We start from the raw sequence: 16,349 nt of genomic DNA on the forward strand, positions 1-16,349 counted from the left end.
CAAAAATAAGTCCTACACGAGACTACGCATTTCTACTTAATTCTTTTCTTACAAAACAAAAAAAATCCGACAAGTTTAAAACCTATCGGATTTGAATTTATTTATAATTGATTTTTAGAAATCTCTATCTACATCAAAAGCTTCTAAATATTCTGCTACTCTTTTCACAAAACTTCCTCCAAGCGCTCCATCAACAACTCTATGATCATAAGAGTGAGACAAGAACATTTTTTGGCGAATTCCAATGAAATCTCCTTCTGGAGTTTCGATAACCGCAGGCACTTTACGAATTGCCCCAAGTGCTAAAATTCCAACTTGCGGCTGATTGATAATCGGCGTTCCAAAAACACTTCCAAAAGTACCAACATTTGTTACCGTATAAGTTCCGCCTTGCGTATCGTCTGGTTTTAGTTTTCCAGCTTTTGCACGGTTACCTAAATCGTTAACCGCTTTTGCCATTCCAACCAAATTCAATTGATCTGCATTTTTAATAACAGGAACAATTAAATTTCCGTTTGGCAATGCCGCTGCCATTCCTAAATTGATATTTTTCTTTTTAATGATATAATCTCCGTCAACAGAAATATTCATTCCAGGGAAATCTTTCAAAGCTTTTGCAACAGCTTCCATCATAATTGGAGTAAAAGTCAATTTCTCACCTTCTCTTTTTTCGAAAGCCGTTTTAACTTTATCTCTCCATTTTACAATATTTGTTACGTCTACCTCAATAAAAGATTGTACGTGAGCCGAAGTTTGAACTGAAGCTACCATATAACCTGAAATCAGTTTACGCATTCTATCCATTTCCACAATTTCATCGCCCCCGTTTACAGAAACTGGAACTGCTTGTTGGCTTTTTTGAGCAACAGGTTCAACAGCTTTTGGAGTTTCAGCTTTTGGAGCTTCAACTTTAGGAGTTTCAACAACTACTTTTGGAGCCGCTTCAACTGTTTGTGGCGCTTGAACAGAACCTGATTTACGATCTTCTACATATTTTAGAATATCTTCTTTCGTTACTCGTCCATCTTTTCCTGAACCAGCAATATTTTCAAGTTCGTTTAAAGAAACGCCTTCTTCTTTTGCAATATTTTTTACTAATGGAGAAAAGAATTTATCTGATGCTGAGAAATCCTGAGAAGTTGCTACCGTTTCTTTAACCGCTTCAATTGTTTTTTCAATTTCAGCAGCTTCCGCTGGCGCAGCTATTTCCTCTACAGTATTTGCTACTGCAGTTGGAGCATCTCCTCCTTCAGTTTCAATAATTGCAATAGTCTGTCCTACTTGCACTAAATCATCTTTACCAAACAATTGCTCAACTAAAATTCCTGATACTTCGCTAGGCACTTCGCTGTCAACTTTATCTGTTGCAATTTCGAGTACGGCTTCATCAGCCTCAATTTTGTCTCCAACTTCTTTCAACCAATTTGTAATAGTTGCTTCAGCGACACTTTCTCCCATTTTAGGAAGCTTTAATTCAAATCTTGCCATATTGTTAATCTAAAAGATGTTTTTGATTTTCAGATTGCGAAATTAACGAATATTTTAAACATAAATTACACTTAATATAATTTTTTACTCAATTTTTACAATTTGCCCTCTATCATTTCTGGAATCGCTTCCAATAATAAAATGGGCATTTTTGGGTAAAATTTTAAAAGTAATACTCTTATCTTTAAGAGTTTCTATGATTTCGATACATTTTTTAAACGAAATGTATCGATTATCCAAAATGATTTCGACCTTTTTTCCCTTAAAAATCAGGCACGAATTTACCATTTTTTCTTTCGGGATTTCTAAAAAGCTTACTTTATTTTTTAAAGTTAAAGCTAATTTTTGAGAGAAATCTTCATTTAAAGAATAAAAAACATACGATTCTGGATTCGGTTTTATTCTAGTTTTACCTTGAAACATTTTTACAAAAGAGAAAAACCAAGTTCCGATTTGGATAAAAAAACTAAAAAACAATGGTTTCTTAAAATGCTTCTGATAAAAGAAATTCATTGCTTCCTGAAAATGAAGCATATATTTTTCGTCTTTTATTGTGCTTTCTCCTTTATAATGCAAAACAGTTGTTTCATGAAAATAATAGTTTGTCTTTTCTTTCAGCAACGCGCGATAAGACAAATCAATATCGTCAGCATACATGAAACAATCTTCATCAAAACCATTTAAATCTTCATATAGTTTTCTTTCTAAAAACATAAAAGCGCCAACTAAAATATCCACTTTTCCAGTTTGATTTTCATTTAAATGCTGCGCATAATATTGATTAAAAAGTCTGGTTTTAGGAAAGATTTTATACAATCCGAAAATTTTTGTGAAGGAAACCCAAGGCGTTGGAACACCGCGTTTGCTTTCTGGAAGAAATTCTCCTGTTCCGTCAATTAGTTTACAGCCAATGATTCCGAGATTGTTTTGCCTTTCGGCGAAAGCCAGAATCTTTGTAAAAGTATCTTCTGCAACAACGGTATCTGGGTTTAAAATACAGATGTACTTTCCTTTCGCTTGACGAACACCAATATTATTGCCTTTTGGAAAACCAAAATTCTCTTTGTTTTCAATCAATTTTATGTCTGGAAATTTTTCTTTCATCATCAAAACACTTTCGTCTGATGAATTATTATCCACTACAATAATTTCAGCATCGATTGATGCAATTGCTTCCTGAACACTTAAAACGCATTGTTCTAGAAAGTAACGCACATTATAATTGAGAATAACAACCGATAATTGCATGAATATTGATTCTGTAGATTTTGGCCGAAGTTAGAAATTTTCTGATAACCCCAAACGAAGTGACCAATCGTTTTTACTAATTCCGTAATCCAAAGCTAAATTACTTCCGTTTCTTTTATTCCATTTTATGCGGATTCCAGTTCCCACAGCGGGATTCCATTTTCTAAATTGATAAGTATCTATTCTTGAGACTGAAGAAACATTGGTAAAAAAAACTGCTCCAAAAAAACCGTTTCGGCTAATGTCTGTTCGATATTCAGTTTCAAAATAAGCCAACGCATTACTTCTATATCTGTTTTTAGTAAATCCGCGGCCCGTTTTTCCTTCGCGATCCCAGCCTATACTTGGCAGATCTAAATAATGAGGTTTTCCTCCAAACGTTGACCAAAAAAAAGCTCTAGAGGCCCAAACCCGATGTTTGGTTTTGCTAAAAGAATGATATTTTCTGGCATCAAAATACAAAGACTGCCATTTATCGCCCTCAACTCCGCTGGTATTAATTCGGAAATCGGCTTCGACATATAAACCTTTTTCAGGATTAATAATGTTTTCTCTAGAATCGTAAAGACCTTGAAATGCAAACCCAAACGAAGTTTCGTTAGAATAATCTCCATTCATATATTTGTAATAATCCGTTTCGCCGTCTATATAAGATTCTTCCGAAATGTTCTTATAATTATCCAACAGAAAACCAACTCCAAGTCGATAATTACCAACAATTTGCCTCGTTATAAACTGATAAAAACGCCATTGCTGATAATCGAGTGTTGACATTTCTTCTTTAGAATCGTGTTCTCCCAAGCCATAAGTGAGTTGTGGATAAATCATATAACGATAATCTCCAATAAGACTCCATTTATTATCCTTCGAATAAATATAAGATTGAATTGGAAATACAAATTGTTTGCTAAAACTAAAATAAGGTGAAAAAGTAATCTGAGACATTCTGGTCGTTTCGGGATCGCCTAAATAAAATGTAGTCAAAAAAGAAACAACCAAACCAGTGCTAGAATTAACTCCAACAGGAACTGGCAACAAAGAAAAAGTCAGTTTCCTTTTTCTTTCTGGACGAATAGTATCTTGTTTGTCAAAAACCCGATGAATAACATCTAAGATATCTCGCGTACCCACGTCTGTGCTATCATTTTGAGCCTGACAAAACGATCCTATTAAAAATAAAACTAAGAAGTATTTAATTTTTAAACCACTCACACACAATATTTTAAAAACCGTCTCTTACAAATTTAAAATTTTATTAAGAATAACAGTCAAAATTTTGGGTGAATAAAAAAGAATTTCTAATGAATCAAAAAGTTATATTTGAAACACTAAATTGTTTGATTTTGAAAACCTTAAATATATTTCGCCTTTGTATTTTTCTTCCATTGATTGTAATCTTTGGTTTTTCGGTAAGCGATCAAAAAAAAGAAATAGATCTCGTAAATATAATTTTAACGCAAAGTACGCAAAGATTTTTTCGCAAAGTGCACAAAGAATTTGAGATAAATATTTTAAAAAAATACAAAGCTCACAAAGCTTTGTGAACTTACCCTTTGTAAAACGCACTTAAAAAACTTTGCTCCCTTTGCGAAAAAATCTTTGCGTACTTTGCGTTAAAACATTCTCTCAAAAATTCTTTGCATTAAAAAAATAGTTTCAATAAAACTATAATTGCATCTGAATTTTATATCTATTTAGAATTTTCATTACAAAAAGCATAATTATCGAAAATACTAAGGACCACAGAATTCCCGGAACACCTACTCTGAAATATCCTGGAATAATATGAAAATTTATAAGCTTACAGAAATAATAAATAACACCTGGCAAAATATAAATCAATAACGGATTTGCTGCTGCAGGCATGAAAAATTCGCTCCATTTGGTTTGTTTTTTAACTTCCATCAGCCAATACAGAAAATAGAACAAAACTGTGCAAATTGCTGCTGAAAACATGGTCCAAGAAGGCGTTCCTTTTATTTTTGAAATTCCGAAATACGGACGAAGTAAAATTGCTGTCAGCGTAAACAAAACAATAAACCCAATTACCGGCCAATTAATTTTTGAACTGATTTTTCTATCGAAAAACAATAGTGAAATTACTACTCCAGCTGAAGCTAAAGAAGCATGTGTAAGATGTCCGGCAATAAAACTAAGCCATGACGTATTTTGAACAAAAGAGTTTTCGGTTAAATTAAGAGAATTCATTGCGACAGAAAAAATTAAAAATCCGATCATTGCCCATAAATTTCCTGAAACCAGCCAATAGTAAATTACTGTAAATAAATACGCCCAACCAATCAAACCTAGAATTCCCCACCATTTTGGCGTCATTCCTCTTTCTCCAGTATCTTGAATATATAAAAAGTAAAGCGCAATAAGAACTAAAATTCCGCCATATTGCAATACATTTTTCAACCAAACAGGAAAATCTTTTGGGTATTTGTTCCAAATTGGAATTGGCATTGCGTAAGCCAATAATGCCCAAAATGCTGGCTCAATAATCATTTTTGAAGCATCGTAACCATATTCGGCATTAACCATAAAAACACCAATTATTATAAGTGCCAATGCTCTTTTTAGCGTGTGTGTCCAGATTGTTTTCGGGCTATCGCCTTTTATCAATCTGGCATTAAAAGCAAACGGAATCGACATTCCGACAATGAATAAAAAAGCAGGAAAAACTAAATCAACAAAAGTCATTGCATCTGCATCAGCTGGCATATGTTTCATCCATTGCGGGACATTACTAATACTTGCCAGTTCGTTTACAAAAATCATCACAAAAATGGTAATTCCACGCAAAGCATCTATAGAAATGATCCGCTGATTAAACAGATTCTCTTTTATTTTCATAATTTTTTACTTTTTTACTAAAAATCAAATATAACATAATTCTAAAATGTCTTATTAGAAATTCTAGATTAATTTTGTACTCTAATAAATTGAGTCACACATTTTTTACCCCATGTTGTCATTTTTCAAATCTAAACCCATTTTAAAAGAGCTATTAGACGGTAGTTTTGTAGACATTCATTCTCACGTTCTGCCAGGAATTGATGACGGAGCTAAAAATATTACCAAATCAGTTGCGCTTGCAAAATCTCTGAAAGAATTAGGTATTTCTCAAATTATTACAACTCCGCATATCAATCATTATGTTTGGAACAATTCTCCTGAAATTATTCAATCTAAACTTCAGGAAACCCAAAATGCATTAAAAGAAAATAAAATTGAAACCCCAATACGGGCTGCCGCAGAATATTTTATAGACAGCTGGTTTGAAAATCACTTTAAAGAAGAAAAGCTGCTTACCTTAAAAGACAATTATGTTTTAGTGGAGATGTCTTATTTAAATGCTCCTTTAAACATTTATAAAACAATTTTTGAAATACAAGTTGCAGGTTATATTCCTGTTTTGGCACATCCTGAAAGATATGTTTTCTATCATAATAAATTTTCAGAGTACGAAAAATTAAAAAATGCTGGATGTCGTTTTCAGTTGAATTTACTTTCTACTGTAGAATACTACGGTTCTAAAATCACTAAAATGGCCGATGAACTTTTAGAGAAAGGAATGTATGATTTTTGTGGAACCGATGTTCATCATAAAAAGCATATTGAAGCTTTTGATAACAAACTAAAAATTAAAAATATAGATCCTTTAAAAGAGGTTATAACGAATAATCAGTTTTTTAAATTTTAAAATCTAATAGGCGTTTTCTTCTCCTTTAAAAATATTAATAACGGTTTTAGCTATAATTCTCATATCGAGCAGAAAACTCCAGTTTTCGATATACCAGATATCGTATTCTACTCTATTTTCCATATCGCTTAAAACCTTAGTTTCGCCTCTATAACCATTTACCTGCGCCCAACCTGTAATTCCTGGTTTCGCATATTGGCGTACTAAATAATTACTTATCAAATCGCTATATTCTTTAGCAAGTTTAACCATGTGCGGTCTTGGCCCTACAACAGACATATCACCCCAAAAAACATTAAAAAACTGAGGTAATTCGTCGATACTGGTTTTACGAATAAAAGCGCCAAATTTAGTGATACGGGCATCTCCTTTTTCAGCTTGTTTATTGTGTGCTAAAACATTAACATGCATACTTCTAAATTTCAAACATGTAAAAGTTCTATTATCTCGTCCAGATCGTTTTTGTTTAAAAAATATTGGGCCAGGCGATTCTAATTTTATAATAATCATGATTATAGGAAACAGCCACGGAAAAATCAGCAATATTACCAGACTTGAAAAACAAACATCAAAAATCTTTTTTATAACCCTGTTCGAAGCGAACTCCATTGGTTCTGTACGAAACATTAAAACAGGAGTGTTTTCATAAAAAGTAACTTCTACTCTGCTTGCTTTTGTGTAGAGCTGGAAATCTGGAATAAATTTTATACGAACCATATTCTGTTCGCAAATCCTAATAAGTTCATTAATTATCTCGATGTTTTCAATGTGTAATGCAACATACATTTCATCGATTTTCTTATCAATTACAAAATTTTCTACCTCATCAAATTGTCCGATGATAAGAGCTGGATCAACGATTGTTTCTATATTTTTTTTATCAAAAAAACCTAAAAATCGATATCCGTAAGTCAAATCTTTTCCGAGTACTTTACGAATTCTTTCTCCACTTTCATTGGCACCGACGATTATAAATGTCTTAAAATTATACCCTTTACTTCGAATATATTTTAGAAGTTTCATAGAAAAAAACCTTGTAAACATTAGCAGACCAAAAAAGATCAAATAAAAATATACCATTCTAAGCCTTGATATATCGCCATATTTCAGGTAAACAACCGAAACAGAAATTAAAGCTGCGTGAATTGAAATCTTTTTAATTGTTCTCCATAAAATAGATTCTATAGGTTCTATACGAATGCTTCTATTCGAATCGCTTTGAAGTAATAATGCAATCCACACTAAAGCGGCTAACAAAGAAACCGTTCTTTCTTCTTTGGATAACAATTTATCTAAACTACCAAATCTTGCCAATGCAGAAAGTACTGTTGCTAAATTCAGTAATATAACATCTACCACAACAAACAAAAGCTTGAAGTAACGCGAAATTCGGTAATGAGATAATTGTTGCAAAATTTTCATGACGGAGTTCAACTTTATCCTAAAAGACAAAAAAATGTCAAAAATAAAATCGATGCAAAATAACATTTAAATTATATTTTTTGGTACTTATTTTCTTCTAATTATTTAAAACTTTACCTTTAACGTATGTTAAAAATTATAGTCTTCTTTTTTGCCTTTACTTCTTCGATATACTCGCAAATTTCGGCGTGTACAGATCCGAAAGCTGAAAATTACAATGCCGCAGCTGAACAAAATGATGGAAATTGTAACTATAAAAATTTACATCTAAAGCCAGAATATTCAATTCGTTTAAGTGATTCTATAAAGGAAACTTCGGGATTAATTGCTTTCGAAAATTTGCTTTGGACGCATAATGACGATCACGATACAACCATTTACGGATTGGATTCTTTGGGAAAAATTAAAAAGAAAATTGTTCTTCCTGAAGTTATCAATCATGATTGGGAAGAAATCGCGCAAGACAGCACACATATTTATATTGGTGATTTTGGAAATAATTATTCAGGGAACAGAACTGATTTGAAAATTCTTAAAATCGAAAAAAAATCTTTTTTAGAGGAAAATCCGAAAATTGAAACCATTTCATTCACTTATTCTGATCAAACCGATTATTCTCCTTCAAAACCAAATAAAACCGATTTCGATTGCGAAGCCTTTATTGTTTCCAAAGACAGCATTTACTTGTTTACCAAACAATGGAAAACGTCTAAAACTACTATTTATAGACTTTCAAAAGAATCTGGATCTCAGATTGCGAAATTAAAATCTACATTAGACACAAAAGGTTTGGTCACTGGTGCCACTTATTTGGAAAACAAAAAACTAATTGCTTTGTGTGGCTACACCAAAGTTGGAAAACCTTTTTTATATCTGCTTTATGATTTTAAAGATCAAGATTTTTTATCTGGAAATAAAAGACGAATCGATTTAAAACTTCCTTTTCATCAAATCGAAGGAATTACAACAAAAGATGGTTTACATTATTTTTTAACGAATGAATCTCTTGTTCGAAAACCAGTAATAAATGTTCCACAGCAAATTCATTATTTTGATTTGAGTTCTATACTTGGATCGTATCTCCATAAATAATTTGAAGTTAATGTTTTTTAGCACATTAAATAAAAGTCAAGCTTCTTTTGCAGAAGTCAAATTGATACAAACTAATTTCACTTTTTCTGAGATTTCCCGATTAAATATTTGACAAAAAAAGGTGCTCCTTTAATTGAGCACCTGTTCTGCGTGGTTAAAAAAACTATTTGCTTATTGTTTTTTATTGATAACTTTCGGCCTTTGCAACTCATTTGCTAAAATCCAGCCTGTACGGTATATCCATTCCGTCATTTTATGCAGTTTTGCAAAATCGATATTCTCAGATTCATCCATTGGCGTATGATATTGGCTGTGCAAAACACTTGTAAAAAATACTGCTGGTATATTCTTTCTAGCATAAGGCAGATGGTCTGATCTAAAATAAAAGAATTCAGGATGTTCAGGTCTGTCCCAAAGCTTATCAAGTTCGAATTTTGGTCCTTCATCATTAGCTTTTTTAGCTGCATTTACTAAATCTAAAGAATTTTGATGCGGATCACTTGAACCTAAAAGAGCAGCTTGATTAATGTCATTTCTGCCAATCATGTCTCCGTTTAACACTGCAATTATATCTTTTTCTGGTACGGTCGGATGTTCAGCATACCAACTAGACCCTAATAAACCGCGTTCTTCTGAACCATGAAATACAAATAAAGCAGATCTTTTTCCTGGCTGTTTTTTAAATGCTCTTGCAATTGCAAGCATTGCGACACAAGTACTTGCATTATCATCTGCCCCATTATAAATTGAATCTTGTCCGTATTTTTGCCTTACGCCATCATGATCCTGATGTCCACTGAAAAGAACATATTCATTTTTTAATTTAGCATCTTTACCTTCTACTTTTCCAACAACATTCACCGATGGATATTTGTAGGTTTCAGAAATCACTTCGGCTGATAAATTTTCTTTTGTGTTTTTAAGAAATTCCAATTGATCGTTATGAACCCAAAAAGCGGGCATTCTAGGCGGAAGCGGCATTTTATCTCGATATCCTTCAATACCATATACACCGCGTTTCATTTGCGGTTCTACTTCAGACCAGCATTTTTCGCCAAATTCATCTGCAACAATAATAAGAGCGGCCGCACCTCTATAAGCTAAATCTTCGTAATATTTCTGTTTCACAAATCCGGGATAACGTCGTTCAAAAAGCGAGATATTATCTGAAATTCCGTCTTTTGATGCCAGAACAACAACAGCTTTTCCTTTCACATCTATCTTTCTGATTTCTTCTGCAGAAACTTTCCCTAAAAATAATATTGGTGCTTCGACTTTGTTTGTAGTTGTTTCAGCAATCAGAACTTCATTCCATAATTTAAACTCTTTTTGCCCGATTTTAAATTTGGAATTATTGGTAACCTGATGTCTGTATAAATCAAAAAACTGAAAAAAAGTTCCATCGTCTCCAGCGGGCGACATTCCGGCTTCTTTTGCTTTTTCTGCCAGCCAAACGGAAACTTTTAATTCATCTAAAGTACCTGCTTCGCGCCCATTAAAATGGTCACCAGCCATTTGGTACATATCTGTTTTAAGATCCTTTAAAGTTATAGCGCTAACCAAAGGTTTTTTTGCCGTTTGTGAAAAAATCACATTACAGCTTAAACTGAATAATAAAAATAACTTCTTCTTCATAATTAAAAATCAAATTAAAGATTGAATAATTTTCTGATAAAAAAAGAAGGGTCTGAAAAAAAGACAAATCTATGTTTTTTATAAATATACTTCAAAAAAAGATAAAATTTCAATTCTATTCTGCTCAATTTTCAATAAAAACAAGACTTAACCTACAATATATCAAACATCAAAATAAAACGCTATTGAATCTTATTCAAAAGAGCATTGCTTATTTTTACGATAATTTATTATTTTAATGATATAATGGTAAAACAACATTTTTCGAGGCATATTATCGATAAATAATCTTCATTTCAAAAAAAATAAATAATATTGCTAAATTGATTGTTACTAAAAACATGGCTCAAAATTCAAATATTGACGAAAAAAAACTTCTTCTTGAATTATCTCAAGGAAGTGAGCTTGCTTTTACAAATATGTACAATCAATATAAAAATATTGTTTACTCTACTGCTTTAAGAATTACTAAGTCTAAAATCTTATCTGAAGAAGCTGTACAAGATATTTTCTTGAAAATTTGGCAGAATAAAGAAAATTTGTCGGAGATTGACAGCTTTGAAAATTACATTTATATAATCTCCCGCAATCATTTATTCAACTCGATAAAAAAGATTGCTCGAGAAACTAATCTTATAACCGAAATCAATCAAAAAGATACCGGTTTTATTGATACTGATAGCAATATAAAAGACGAACAGTATACTACTATTTTGAACCAGATTGTAGATCAGCTTCCGCCTCAGCAGCAAAAAGTCTATAAAATGGCTAAATGGGACGGATTGAGCCATCAAAAAATTGGTGAAGATTTAGGAATTTCTACCGAGACTGTAAAAAAGCATATGGCTCAGGCTCTAAAATTTATTCGTCTTAAAATTTCTCCTTACATGAATATATTCATGTCGCTTCTTCTATTTTTAAAATTCTAGGCTAAAGTTTTTTCTTTCAAAAAAGCCTCAATTCGTATTTTTTTACATTTTTTTTACATTTTTTTCATTTTCGACTACTCCCTCCCCTTTTTTAAATGGTCTTTATCTAAAAGGAGCATATTAAACGTGTTCTTATCCCTGAAATTAGAAGGGCTGAAAAAAAAGAAAAAAACTCCAATCTATCATTTACAAACAAGTACTAATTTAATTAACGAAACAAATGCAGCAAAAAAAATTCGAAGAGTTATTTGAAGGCTATCTGCAGAATAATCTATCTGATGCGGAACAGCAGCAAATGATGGAAATAATTCAGCAGGGAGAGCATGATGATTTTCTTAAGGAAAAAATTCATGATATGCTGAAAGGAAATTACGCTATAGATGTAATGGATAAAAAACAGAGTGACGATATTCTGAATTACATTTTATCTAAACCGCAAAGCGAATCTAAAGTTGTGGAACTGAATCCGAAGAGAAGAAGAAAAGTAATTTTACAATCTCTTTTTGCGGCAGCCAGCATTACTATATTGATTGCTTTGGGTAATTCGTTGTTTTTTAAACAAAAAACAACTCTTCCTATTACGCTAGAGACACCAGTTGTTGTGGCACAAAATACTTTAATTGATTTTAGCGGAAAACAATTAGTGCATCTTCCTGATGGAAGTACTGTTCTTTTAAATGATAACAGTACTTTAAAATACGATCAGAATTCTTTTGACTCCGAAACTCGTGAAGTAACTCTTACTGGTGAAGCTTTTTTTGACATTAAACACAATCCTAAAAAACCATTTATCGTGCATACTGGCAAAATTCAAACTAGAGTTTTAGGAACTGCTTTTAATATTAATGCTCAAAATTCTTCTAACAACATTGAAGTTACGGTTGCTCGCGGAAAAGTTCAGGTTGGTGATACCGAAAAAATATACGGCGTAATTACTCCTAATCAGCAAATTAAAGTTAACAAAAGCACTTTAAACTTTGAACAGAATAACGTAAGCGCGGCCATTGTAACCGAATGGAAAAGCAATTACTTAATTCTGGATGATATTAATATGGCTGAAGCCGTTTCATTAATTTCTCAAAAATACAAAGTGCAGATTTTGATCTCGAATGATAAAATTAAGAATTGCCGAATAACAGCAAGTTTCTTAAACGAAGAAGATTTAGATCATGTCTTGAAAGTAATAAGCAGTGTTATTGAAACTGAATATCATTACAATAAAGCAGGAACTGTCATTTTGAACGGAAAAGGCTGTGAATAAAAAATAAAAAAGAGATTAAGCTGACTAACCTCCTACTTAGAAAGCTTAGAAAATAAATATTAACCTTAAAAACAGAAAACAATTAACCAAAACTAAATTAAAAAAGCCATCTAGCTCCTACACCAGATGGCCTAGATTTTTAACAATTAATCCAGTAACCATTAAAAAACAAGCAAATTTATGAAATTACGCTGTAAAACAACCATGTTTGACAGGGAAAAGAAATCATCTTTTTTTCACTTGTCAAAAAAAACAATTATGATTATGCGAATCAGTCTATTCCACATTTTTTTACTGACCTGCGGCACTCATATGATCTTCGCAACAGAAATGAGCGGTCAGAATATAGAGTCTATATCCGTTGATATTGAACTGCATAATCAAGATATTAAAACGCTGTTTAAAACCATCGAAAGTAGAACAGGTTTATTGTTTGCGTATCAGCCGCAAATCATAAAAGACTTTCCAAAAGTAACGACTCAACGAGGACGAAGAAGCGTTAGTGAAATTTTAAATTCTGTATTTCAAGGTACAAATTTGGTCTACAAACAAGTTGACAAAAATGTAGTAATCTATAAAAAAGAAGTTGCCAAAGCTCCAGAAAAAACAGAAAATGAAAAAGATGTCGATTTTATGCTTAATGGTAAAGTGCTTGATGAAAATGGACAGCCTCTTCCTGGTGTTTCTGTTGCTGTTGTAGGAGGTAACAAACAAGGAATATCTGATTTTGACGGACAATTTTTTATCGAATTGCCTAAAGGAAAACATGTCTTGAGAATATCTTATTTAGGTTATAAAACTCAAGAAGTTACGGTTGAAAACCAAACTACAATTACAATCAAAATGCAGCCTGACTTAGCAAAACTCGACGAGGTTGTAATTATTGGATATGGTACAACTACTAGAAGAACCTCAACAGGTTCTGTGGTTAAAATTACTGCCGAAGATATTGAAAAACAGCCGATAACTAATATTCTGCAAAGTTTACAAGGAAGAACTCCTGGTGTATTTGTGACACAAACTTCTGGATATGCAGGAAGTAATATGAATATCAGCATTCGTGGAACAAACTCTATTGCGGGGGATAACCTTCCGTTATATGTAATTGACGGTGTCCCTTACATTGGAGATGATATTAAAGAGCAAGTACAATCTGATCGAGTAATTAGAGGTGCTCAAAAATCAACAAGTCCATTAAATGTTATAAATCCAAACGATATTCAAAGCATTGAAATTCTAAAAGATGCCGATGCAACTGCAATCTACGGATCTAGAGGTGCAAATGGGGTTGTTCTTATTACTACAAAAAAAGGAGAAGCAGGAAAAACAGTCTTTACTGTTAATACCAACTCTGGGATTTCTGACGTAGCACACATGGTGAAAACTTTAGATACTCCAACTTATTTAAACATGCTTCGTACAGCACTAACAAATGCTAATGCACAGCCAAGCAGCTTTAGTACAGGAATTGCTTTAACAGATTTTGATCAAAATGCCTATACTAACTGGCAGGAAAAATTAATTGGCGGAACTGCCGATTTTACAAATTTCTCTGGAAGTTTAAAAGGAGGAAATGAAAATACAAACTTCTTATTGAGTAGTGCTTATCATAAAGAATCTACTGTTTTGCCAGGAGATTTTGGGTATAATAAGTTTTCTACAAACTTTAATATTAACCACTCTACATTAAACAAAAAACTGAAAATAGGAGCTTCAGTTATTTTTTCAGCAGATGATAACAAACTGCCTTATTACGATATTACCAATTATGCTGTTAACACGGCGCCAAACCACACTATTTATAATGCAGACGGATCATACTACTGGTCACCAACTTATTTTAGTGATGTAAATCCGCTGGCAGCTTTAGACAGAAGAGTTGAGGATAAAGGAAATAATTTAATTACAAGTTTTAGCCTTCAATACGAAATTGCAAAAAGATTATCTTTTAAAACTGATTTAGGATACGGAAGAGCACAAATGACTTCTGAGCAATTTTTACCTGCATCGGGAATGAATAATGTGTATTATACAGCAAATAATATTTCATTGAATACATCTAGAAGCTATACGGTTTCAATCAATAATACTAACAATTTCAGTATTGATCCGCAATTAAATTATACAACTCCTTTATGGAAAGGTAATCTTACTGCTTTAGTTGGTGGTTCATGGCAAAATAGAAAGTCACGCATGCCTTCTTATGTAAATACTTCAGGTTACAGCTCTGACAACCTTGTAGGTATTACAGGAACTGCAGCAACAGCAACAATCTACAATGGTTCATCAGAATATAAATATGCATCTCTTTTCAGTAGGGTAAACTATAATATTCAAAATAAGTATATTCTTAACGCCAACTTTAGAAGAGATGGTTCTTCTCGATTTGGAGCTAATAACCGTTATGGTAATTTTGGTTCGATTGGTGGCGCATGGGTTTTCTCAGAAGAGAACTTTCTAAAAGATAATGGTATCATAAGTTTTGGTAAACTTCGTTCAAGTTACGGAGAAGTTGGTAGCGACGCTATTGGAGATTACGGATACGCAAATACGTATTCGACTTCAACTTATGGCATTGGAAATTCTTCTATGGCAGCGACCAGAATTGCCAATCCAAATTTTCAATGGGAAGTTACAAAGAAATTTGAGGCTGCGATAGATTTAAGTTTTCTTAATGACAGAATCTCTTTCACTACGGCTTATTACAGAAATCTTTCTGGAAATCAGTTAGTAAGCGCAACTTTAAGTCCGCAGGCTGGATTTACTTCTTATCAAGCTAATTTAAATGCTGAAGTTGAAAATAAAGGATGGGAATTTACTTTGGCAACAACCAATATTCATAACAAAAATTTGAATTGGACTACGTCTTTCAATATTTCAACAAATTCAAACAAATTATTGTCTTTTCCAGGCATAGAAACATCTAGCTACTACTCTACTTATGTAGTTGGAAACGCTTTAAGCGGTAGATATTTGTACAATTTTACAGGAGTAAACGAAAATGGTATTGCTCAGTTTGAAGATGTAAATGGAGACGGAAAAATCTCAACTGGATTTGCTCAGACTGGACTTGGCGATAGAAAATACTACGGTGCTGCTTATCCGAAATATTATGGTGGAATTTCAAATTCAATTTCATACAAAAATTTTGCCCTTGACTTTTTGTTCCAGTTTGTAAAACAAGACGGAAGAAGTCTACTTTCATCTATTGCAGTACAGCCAGGATATCCTTATGGTCTTGCTAATTATCAAGTTGATGAATATAATGAATATTTAGCACAAGGAAATGTATTGAGCGCAAACTATCAGTCTAGTTTTTTTAATTATGCTGGATCTACAGCAACTATTGTTGACGCATCTTATATCAAACTAAAAAATGTAAGTGCAACATACACTATTCCGTTAGATCAGGAGACTCAAAAATTCATACAAAATATACGTCTTTCTCTTCAGGGACAAAACTTAGTCACTTTTACAAAATACAAAGGATTTGACCCAGAAACCCAAGGTTTAAATTTACCTCCGTTACGTACAATTACATTAGGAACACAGTTTACATTTTAAATCT

12 protein-coding genes are annotated in these 16,349 nt (G+C 32.6%); 6 read left to right on the forward strand and 6 right to left on the reverse strand.

The genetic code is table 11. The annotated features are described in order from the left end of the window. Positions 1-114 precede the first annotated feature (114 nt). From V6624_RS23330 to V6624_RS23340, 3 genes are all read right to left on the reverse strand, one after another. A complete protein-coding gene (locus V6624_RS23330; RefSeq protein ID WP_338840405.1) occupies positions 115-1,488 on the reverse strand; it encodes a dihydrolipoamide acetyltransferase family protein in 1,374 nt (457 codons plus the stop codon). A gap of 84 nt (positions 1,489-1,572) precedes the next feature. Continuing rightward, positions 1,573-2,736: a glycosyltransferase family 2 protein gene (locus tag V6624_RS23335; RefSeq protein ID WP_338840406.1), complete on the reverse strand. Its 1,164-nt coding sequence runs from the start codon at positions 2,734-2,736 to the stop codon at positions 1,573-1,575. Between the two features lie 30 nt (positions 2,737-2,766). Next, positions 2,767-3,948, reverse strand: coding sequence for a BamA/TamA family outer membrane protein (locus V6624_RS23340; protein ID WP_338840407.1), 1,182 nt, complete (start codon positions 3,946-3,948; stop codon positions 2,767-2,769). Between the two features lie 89 nt (positions 3,949-4,037). Between V6624_RS23340 and V6624_RS23345 the strand changes: the two genes are divergently transcribed. Then, positions 4,038-4,280 (forward strand): hypothetical protein, encoded by a 243-nt coding sequence (locus V6624_RS23345; protein WP_162614994.1) that lies wholly within the window; start codon positions 4,038-4,040, stop codon positions 4,278-4,280. 121 nt (positions 4,281-4,401) lie between these two features. On the opposite strand, the gene V6624_RS23350 is transcribed toward V6624_RS23345, so the two are convergent. Beyond that, the gene (locus tag V6624_RS23350; protein ID WP_338840408.1) at positions 4,402-5,592 is read right to left on the reverse strand and encodes a DUF5009 domain-containing protein; all 1,191 of its coding nucleotides are present in this window, start codon (positions 5,590-5,592) and stop codon (positions 4,402-4,404) included. 112 nt (positions 5,593-5,704) lie between these two features. Here V6624_RS23350 and V6624_RS23355 point away from each other — a divergent pair, with 112 nt between their 5' ends. Then, on the forward strand, positions 5,705-6,442 hold the full coding sequence (locus V6624_RS23355) for a tyrosine-protein phosphatase (RefSeq protein WP_338840409.1): 738 nt from the start codon (positions 5,705-5,707) through the stop codon (positions 6,440-6,442). 3 nt (positions 6,443-6,445) lie between these two features. Here the strand turns inward: V6624_RS23355 and V6624_RS23360 are convergent, their stop codons facing one another. After that, positions 6,446-7,864 carry an undecaprenyl-phosphate glucose phosphotransferase gene (locus V6624_RS23360; RefSeq protein ID WP_338840410.1) on the reverse strand — a complete coding sequence of 473 codons (1,419 nt, stop codon included), beginning with the start codon at positions 7,862-7,864 and terminating at the stop codon, positions 6,446-6,448. Positions 7,865-7,990: 126 nt separating this feature from the next. Between V6624_RS23360 and V6624_RS23365 the strand changes: the two genes are divergently transcribed. Then, positions 7,991-8,956: a T9SS C-terminal target domain-containing protein gene (locus V6624_RS23365; RefSeq protein WP_338840411.1), complete on the forward strand. Its 966-nt coding sequence runs from the start codon at positions 7,991-7,993 to the stop codon at positions 8,954-8,956. Between the two features lie 171 nt (positions 8,957-9,127). Here V6624_RS23365 and V6624_RS23370 read toward each other — a convergent pair whose 3' ends face one another. Further along, positions 9,128-10,591 carry a M28 family peptidase gene (locus tag V6624_RS23370; RefSeq protein WP_338840412.1) on the reverse strand — a complete coding sequence of 488 codons (1,464 nt, stop codon included), beginning with the start codon at positions 10,589-10,591 and terminating at the stop codon, positions 9,128-9,130. 341 nt (positions 10,592-10,932) lie between these two features. On the opposite strand from V6624_RS23370, the gene V6624_RS23375 reads away from it, so the two are divergent. From V6624_RS23375 to V6624_RS23385, 3 genes are all read left to right on the forward strand, one after another. Beyond that, positions 10,933-11,520, forward strand: coding sequence for an RNA polymerase sigma factor (locus tag V6624_RS23375; protein WP_111289117.1), 588 nt, complete (start codon positions 10,933-10,935; stop codon positions 11,518-11,520). Between the two features lie 220 nt (positions 11,521-11,740). Then, positions 11,741-12,781 carry a FecR family protein gene (locus V6624_RS23380; RefSeq protein ID WP_338840414.1) on the forward strand — a complete coding sequence of 347 codons (1,041 nt, stop codon included), beginning with the start codon at positions 11,741-11,743 and terminating at the stop codon, positions 12,779-12,781. 264 nt (positions 12,782-13,045) lie between these two features. Beyond that, positions 13,046-16,345, forward strand: coding sequence for a TonB-dependent receptor (locus V6624_RS23385; RefSeq protein WP_338840415.1), 3,300 nt, complete (start codon positions 13,046-13,048; stop codon positions 16,343-16,345). Positions 16,346-16,349 lie beyond the last annotated feature (4 nt).

It is taken from the genome of Flavobacterium ginsenosidimutans (genome assembly GCF_037478105.1).
In the GTDB taxonomy this organism is placed as follows: domain Bacteria; phylum Bacteroidota; class Bacteroidia; order Flavobacteriales; family Flavobacteriaceae; genus Flavobacterium; species Flavobacterium ginsenosidimutans.

Bases quoted from the DNA above. Each gene is read 5' to 3' on its own strand.
- V6624_RS23345 (WP_162614994.1), top strand. From the start codon at position 4,038: ATGAATCAAAAAGTTATATTTGAAACACTAAATTGTTTGATTTTGAAA.
- V6624_RS23350 (WP_338840408.1), bottom strand. From the start codon at position 5,592: ATGAAAATAAAAGAGAATCTGTTTAATCAGCGGATCATTTCTATAGAT.
- V6624_RS23330 (WP_338840405.1), bottom strand. From the start codon at position 1,488: ATGGCAAGATTTGAATTAAAGCTTCCTAAAATGGGAGAAAGTGTCGCT.
- V6624_RS23335 (WP_338840406.1), bottom strand. From the start codon at position 2,736: ATGCAATTATCGGTTGTTATTCTCAATTATAATGTGCGTTACTTTCTA.
- V6624_RS23355 (WP_338840409.1), top strand. From the start codon at position 5,705: ATGTTGTCATTTTTCAAATCTAAACCCATTTTAAAAGAGCTATTAGAC.
- V6624_RS23360 (WP_338840410.1), bottom strand. From the start codon at position 7,864: ATGAAAATTTTGCAACAATTATCTCATTACCGAATTTCGCGTTACTTC.
- V6624_RS23385 (WP_338840415.1), top strand. From the start codon at position 13,046: ATGCGAATCAGTCTATTCCACATTTTTTTACTGACCTGCGGCACTCAT.
- V6624_RS23370 (WP_338840412.1), bottom strand. From the start codon at position 10,591: ATGAAGAAGAAGTTATTTTTATTATTCAGTTTAAGCTGTAATGTGATT.
- V6624_RS23380 (WP_338840414.1), top strand. From the start codon at position 11,741: ATGCAGCAAAAAAAATTCGAAGAGTTATTTGAAGGCTATCTGCAGAAT.
- V6624_RS23375 (WP_111289117.1), top strand. From the start codon at position 10,933: ATGGCTCAAAATTCAAATATTGACGAAAAAAAACTTCTTCTTGAATTA.
- V6624_RS23365 (WP_338840411.1), top strand. From the start codon at position 7,991: ATGTTAAAAATTATAGTCTTCTTTTTTGCCTTTACTTCTTCGATATAC.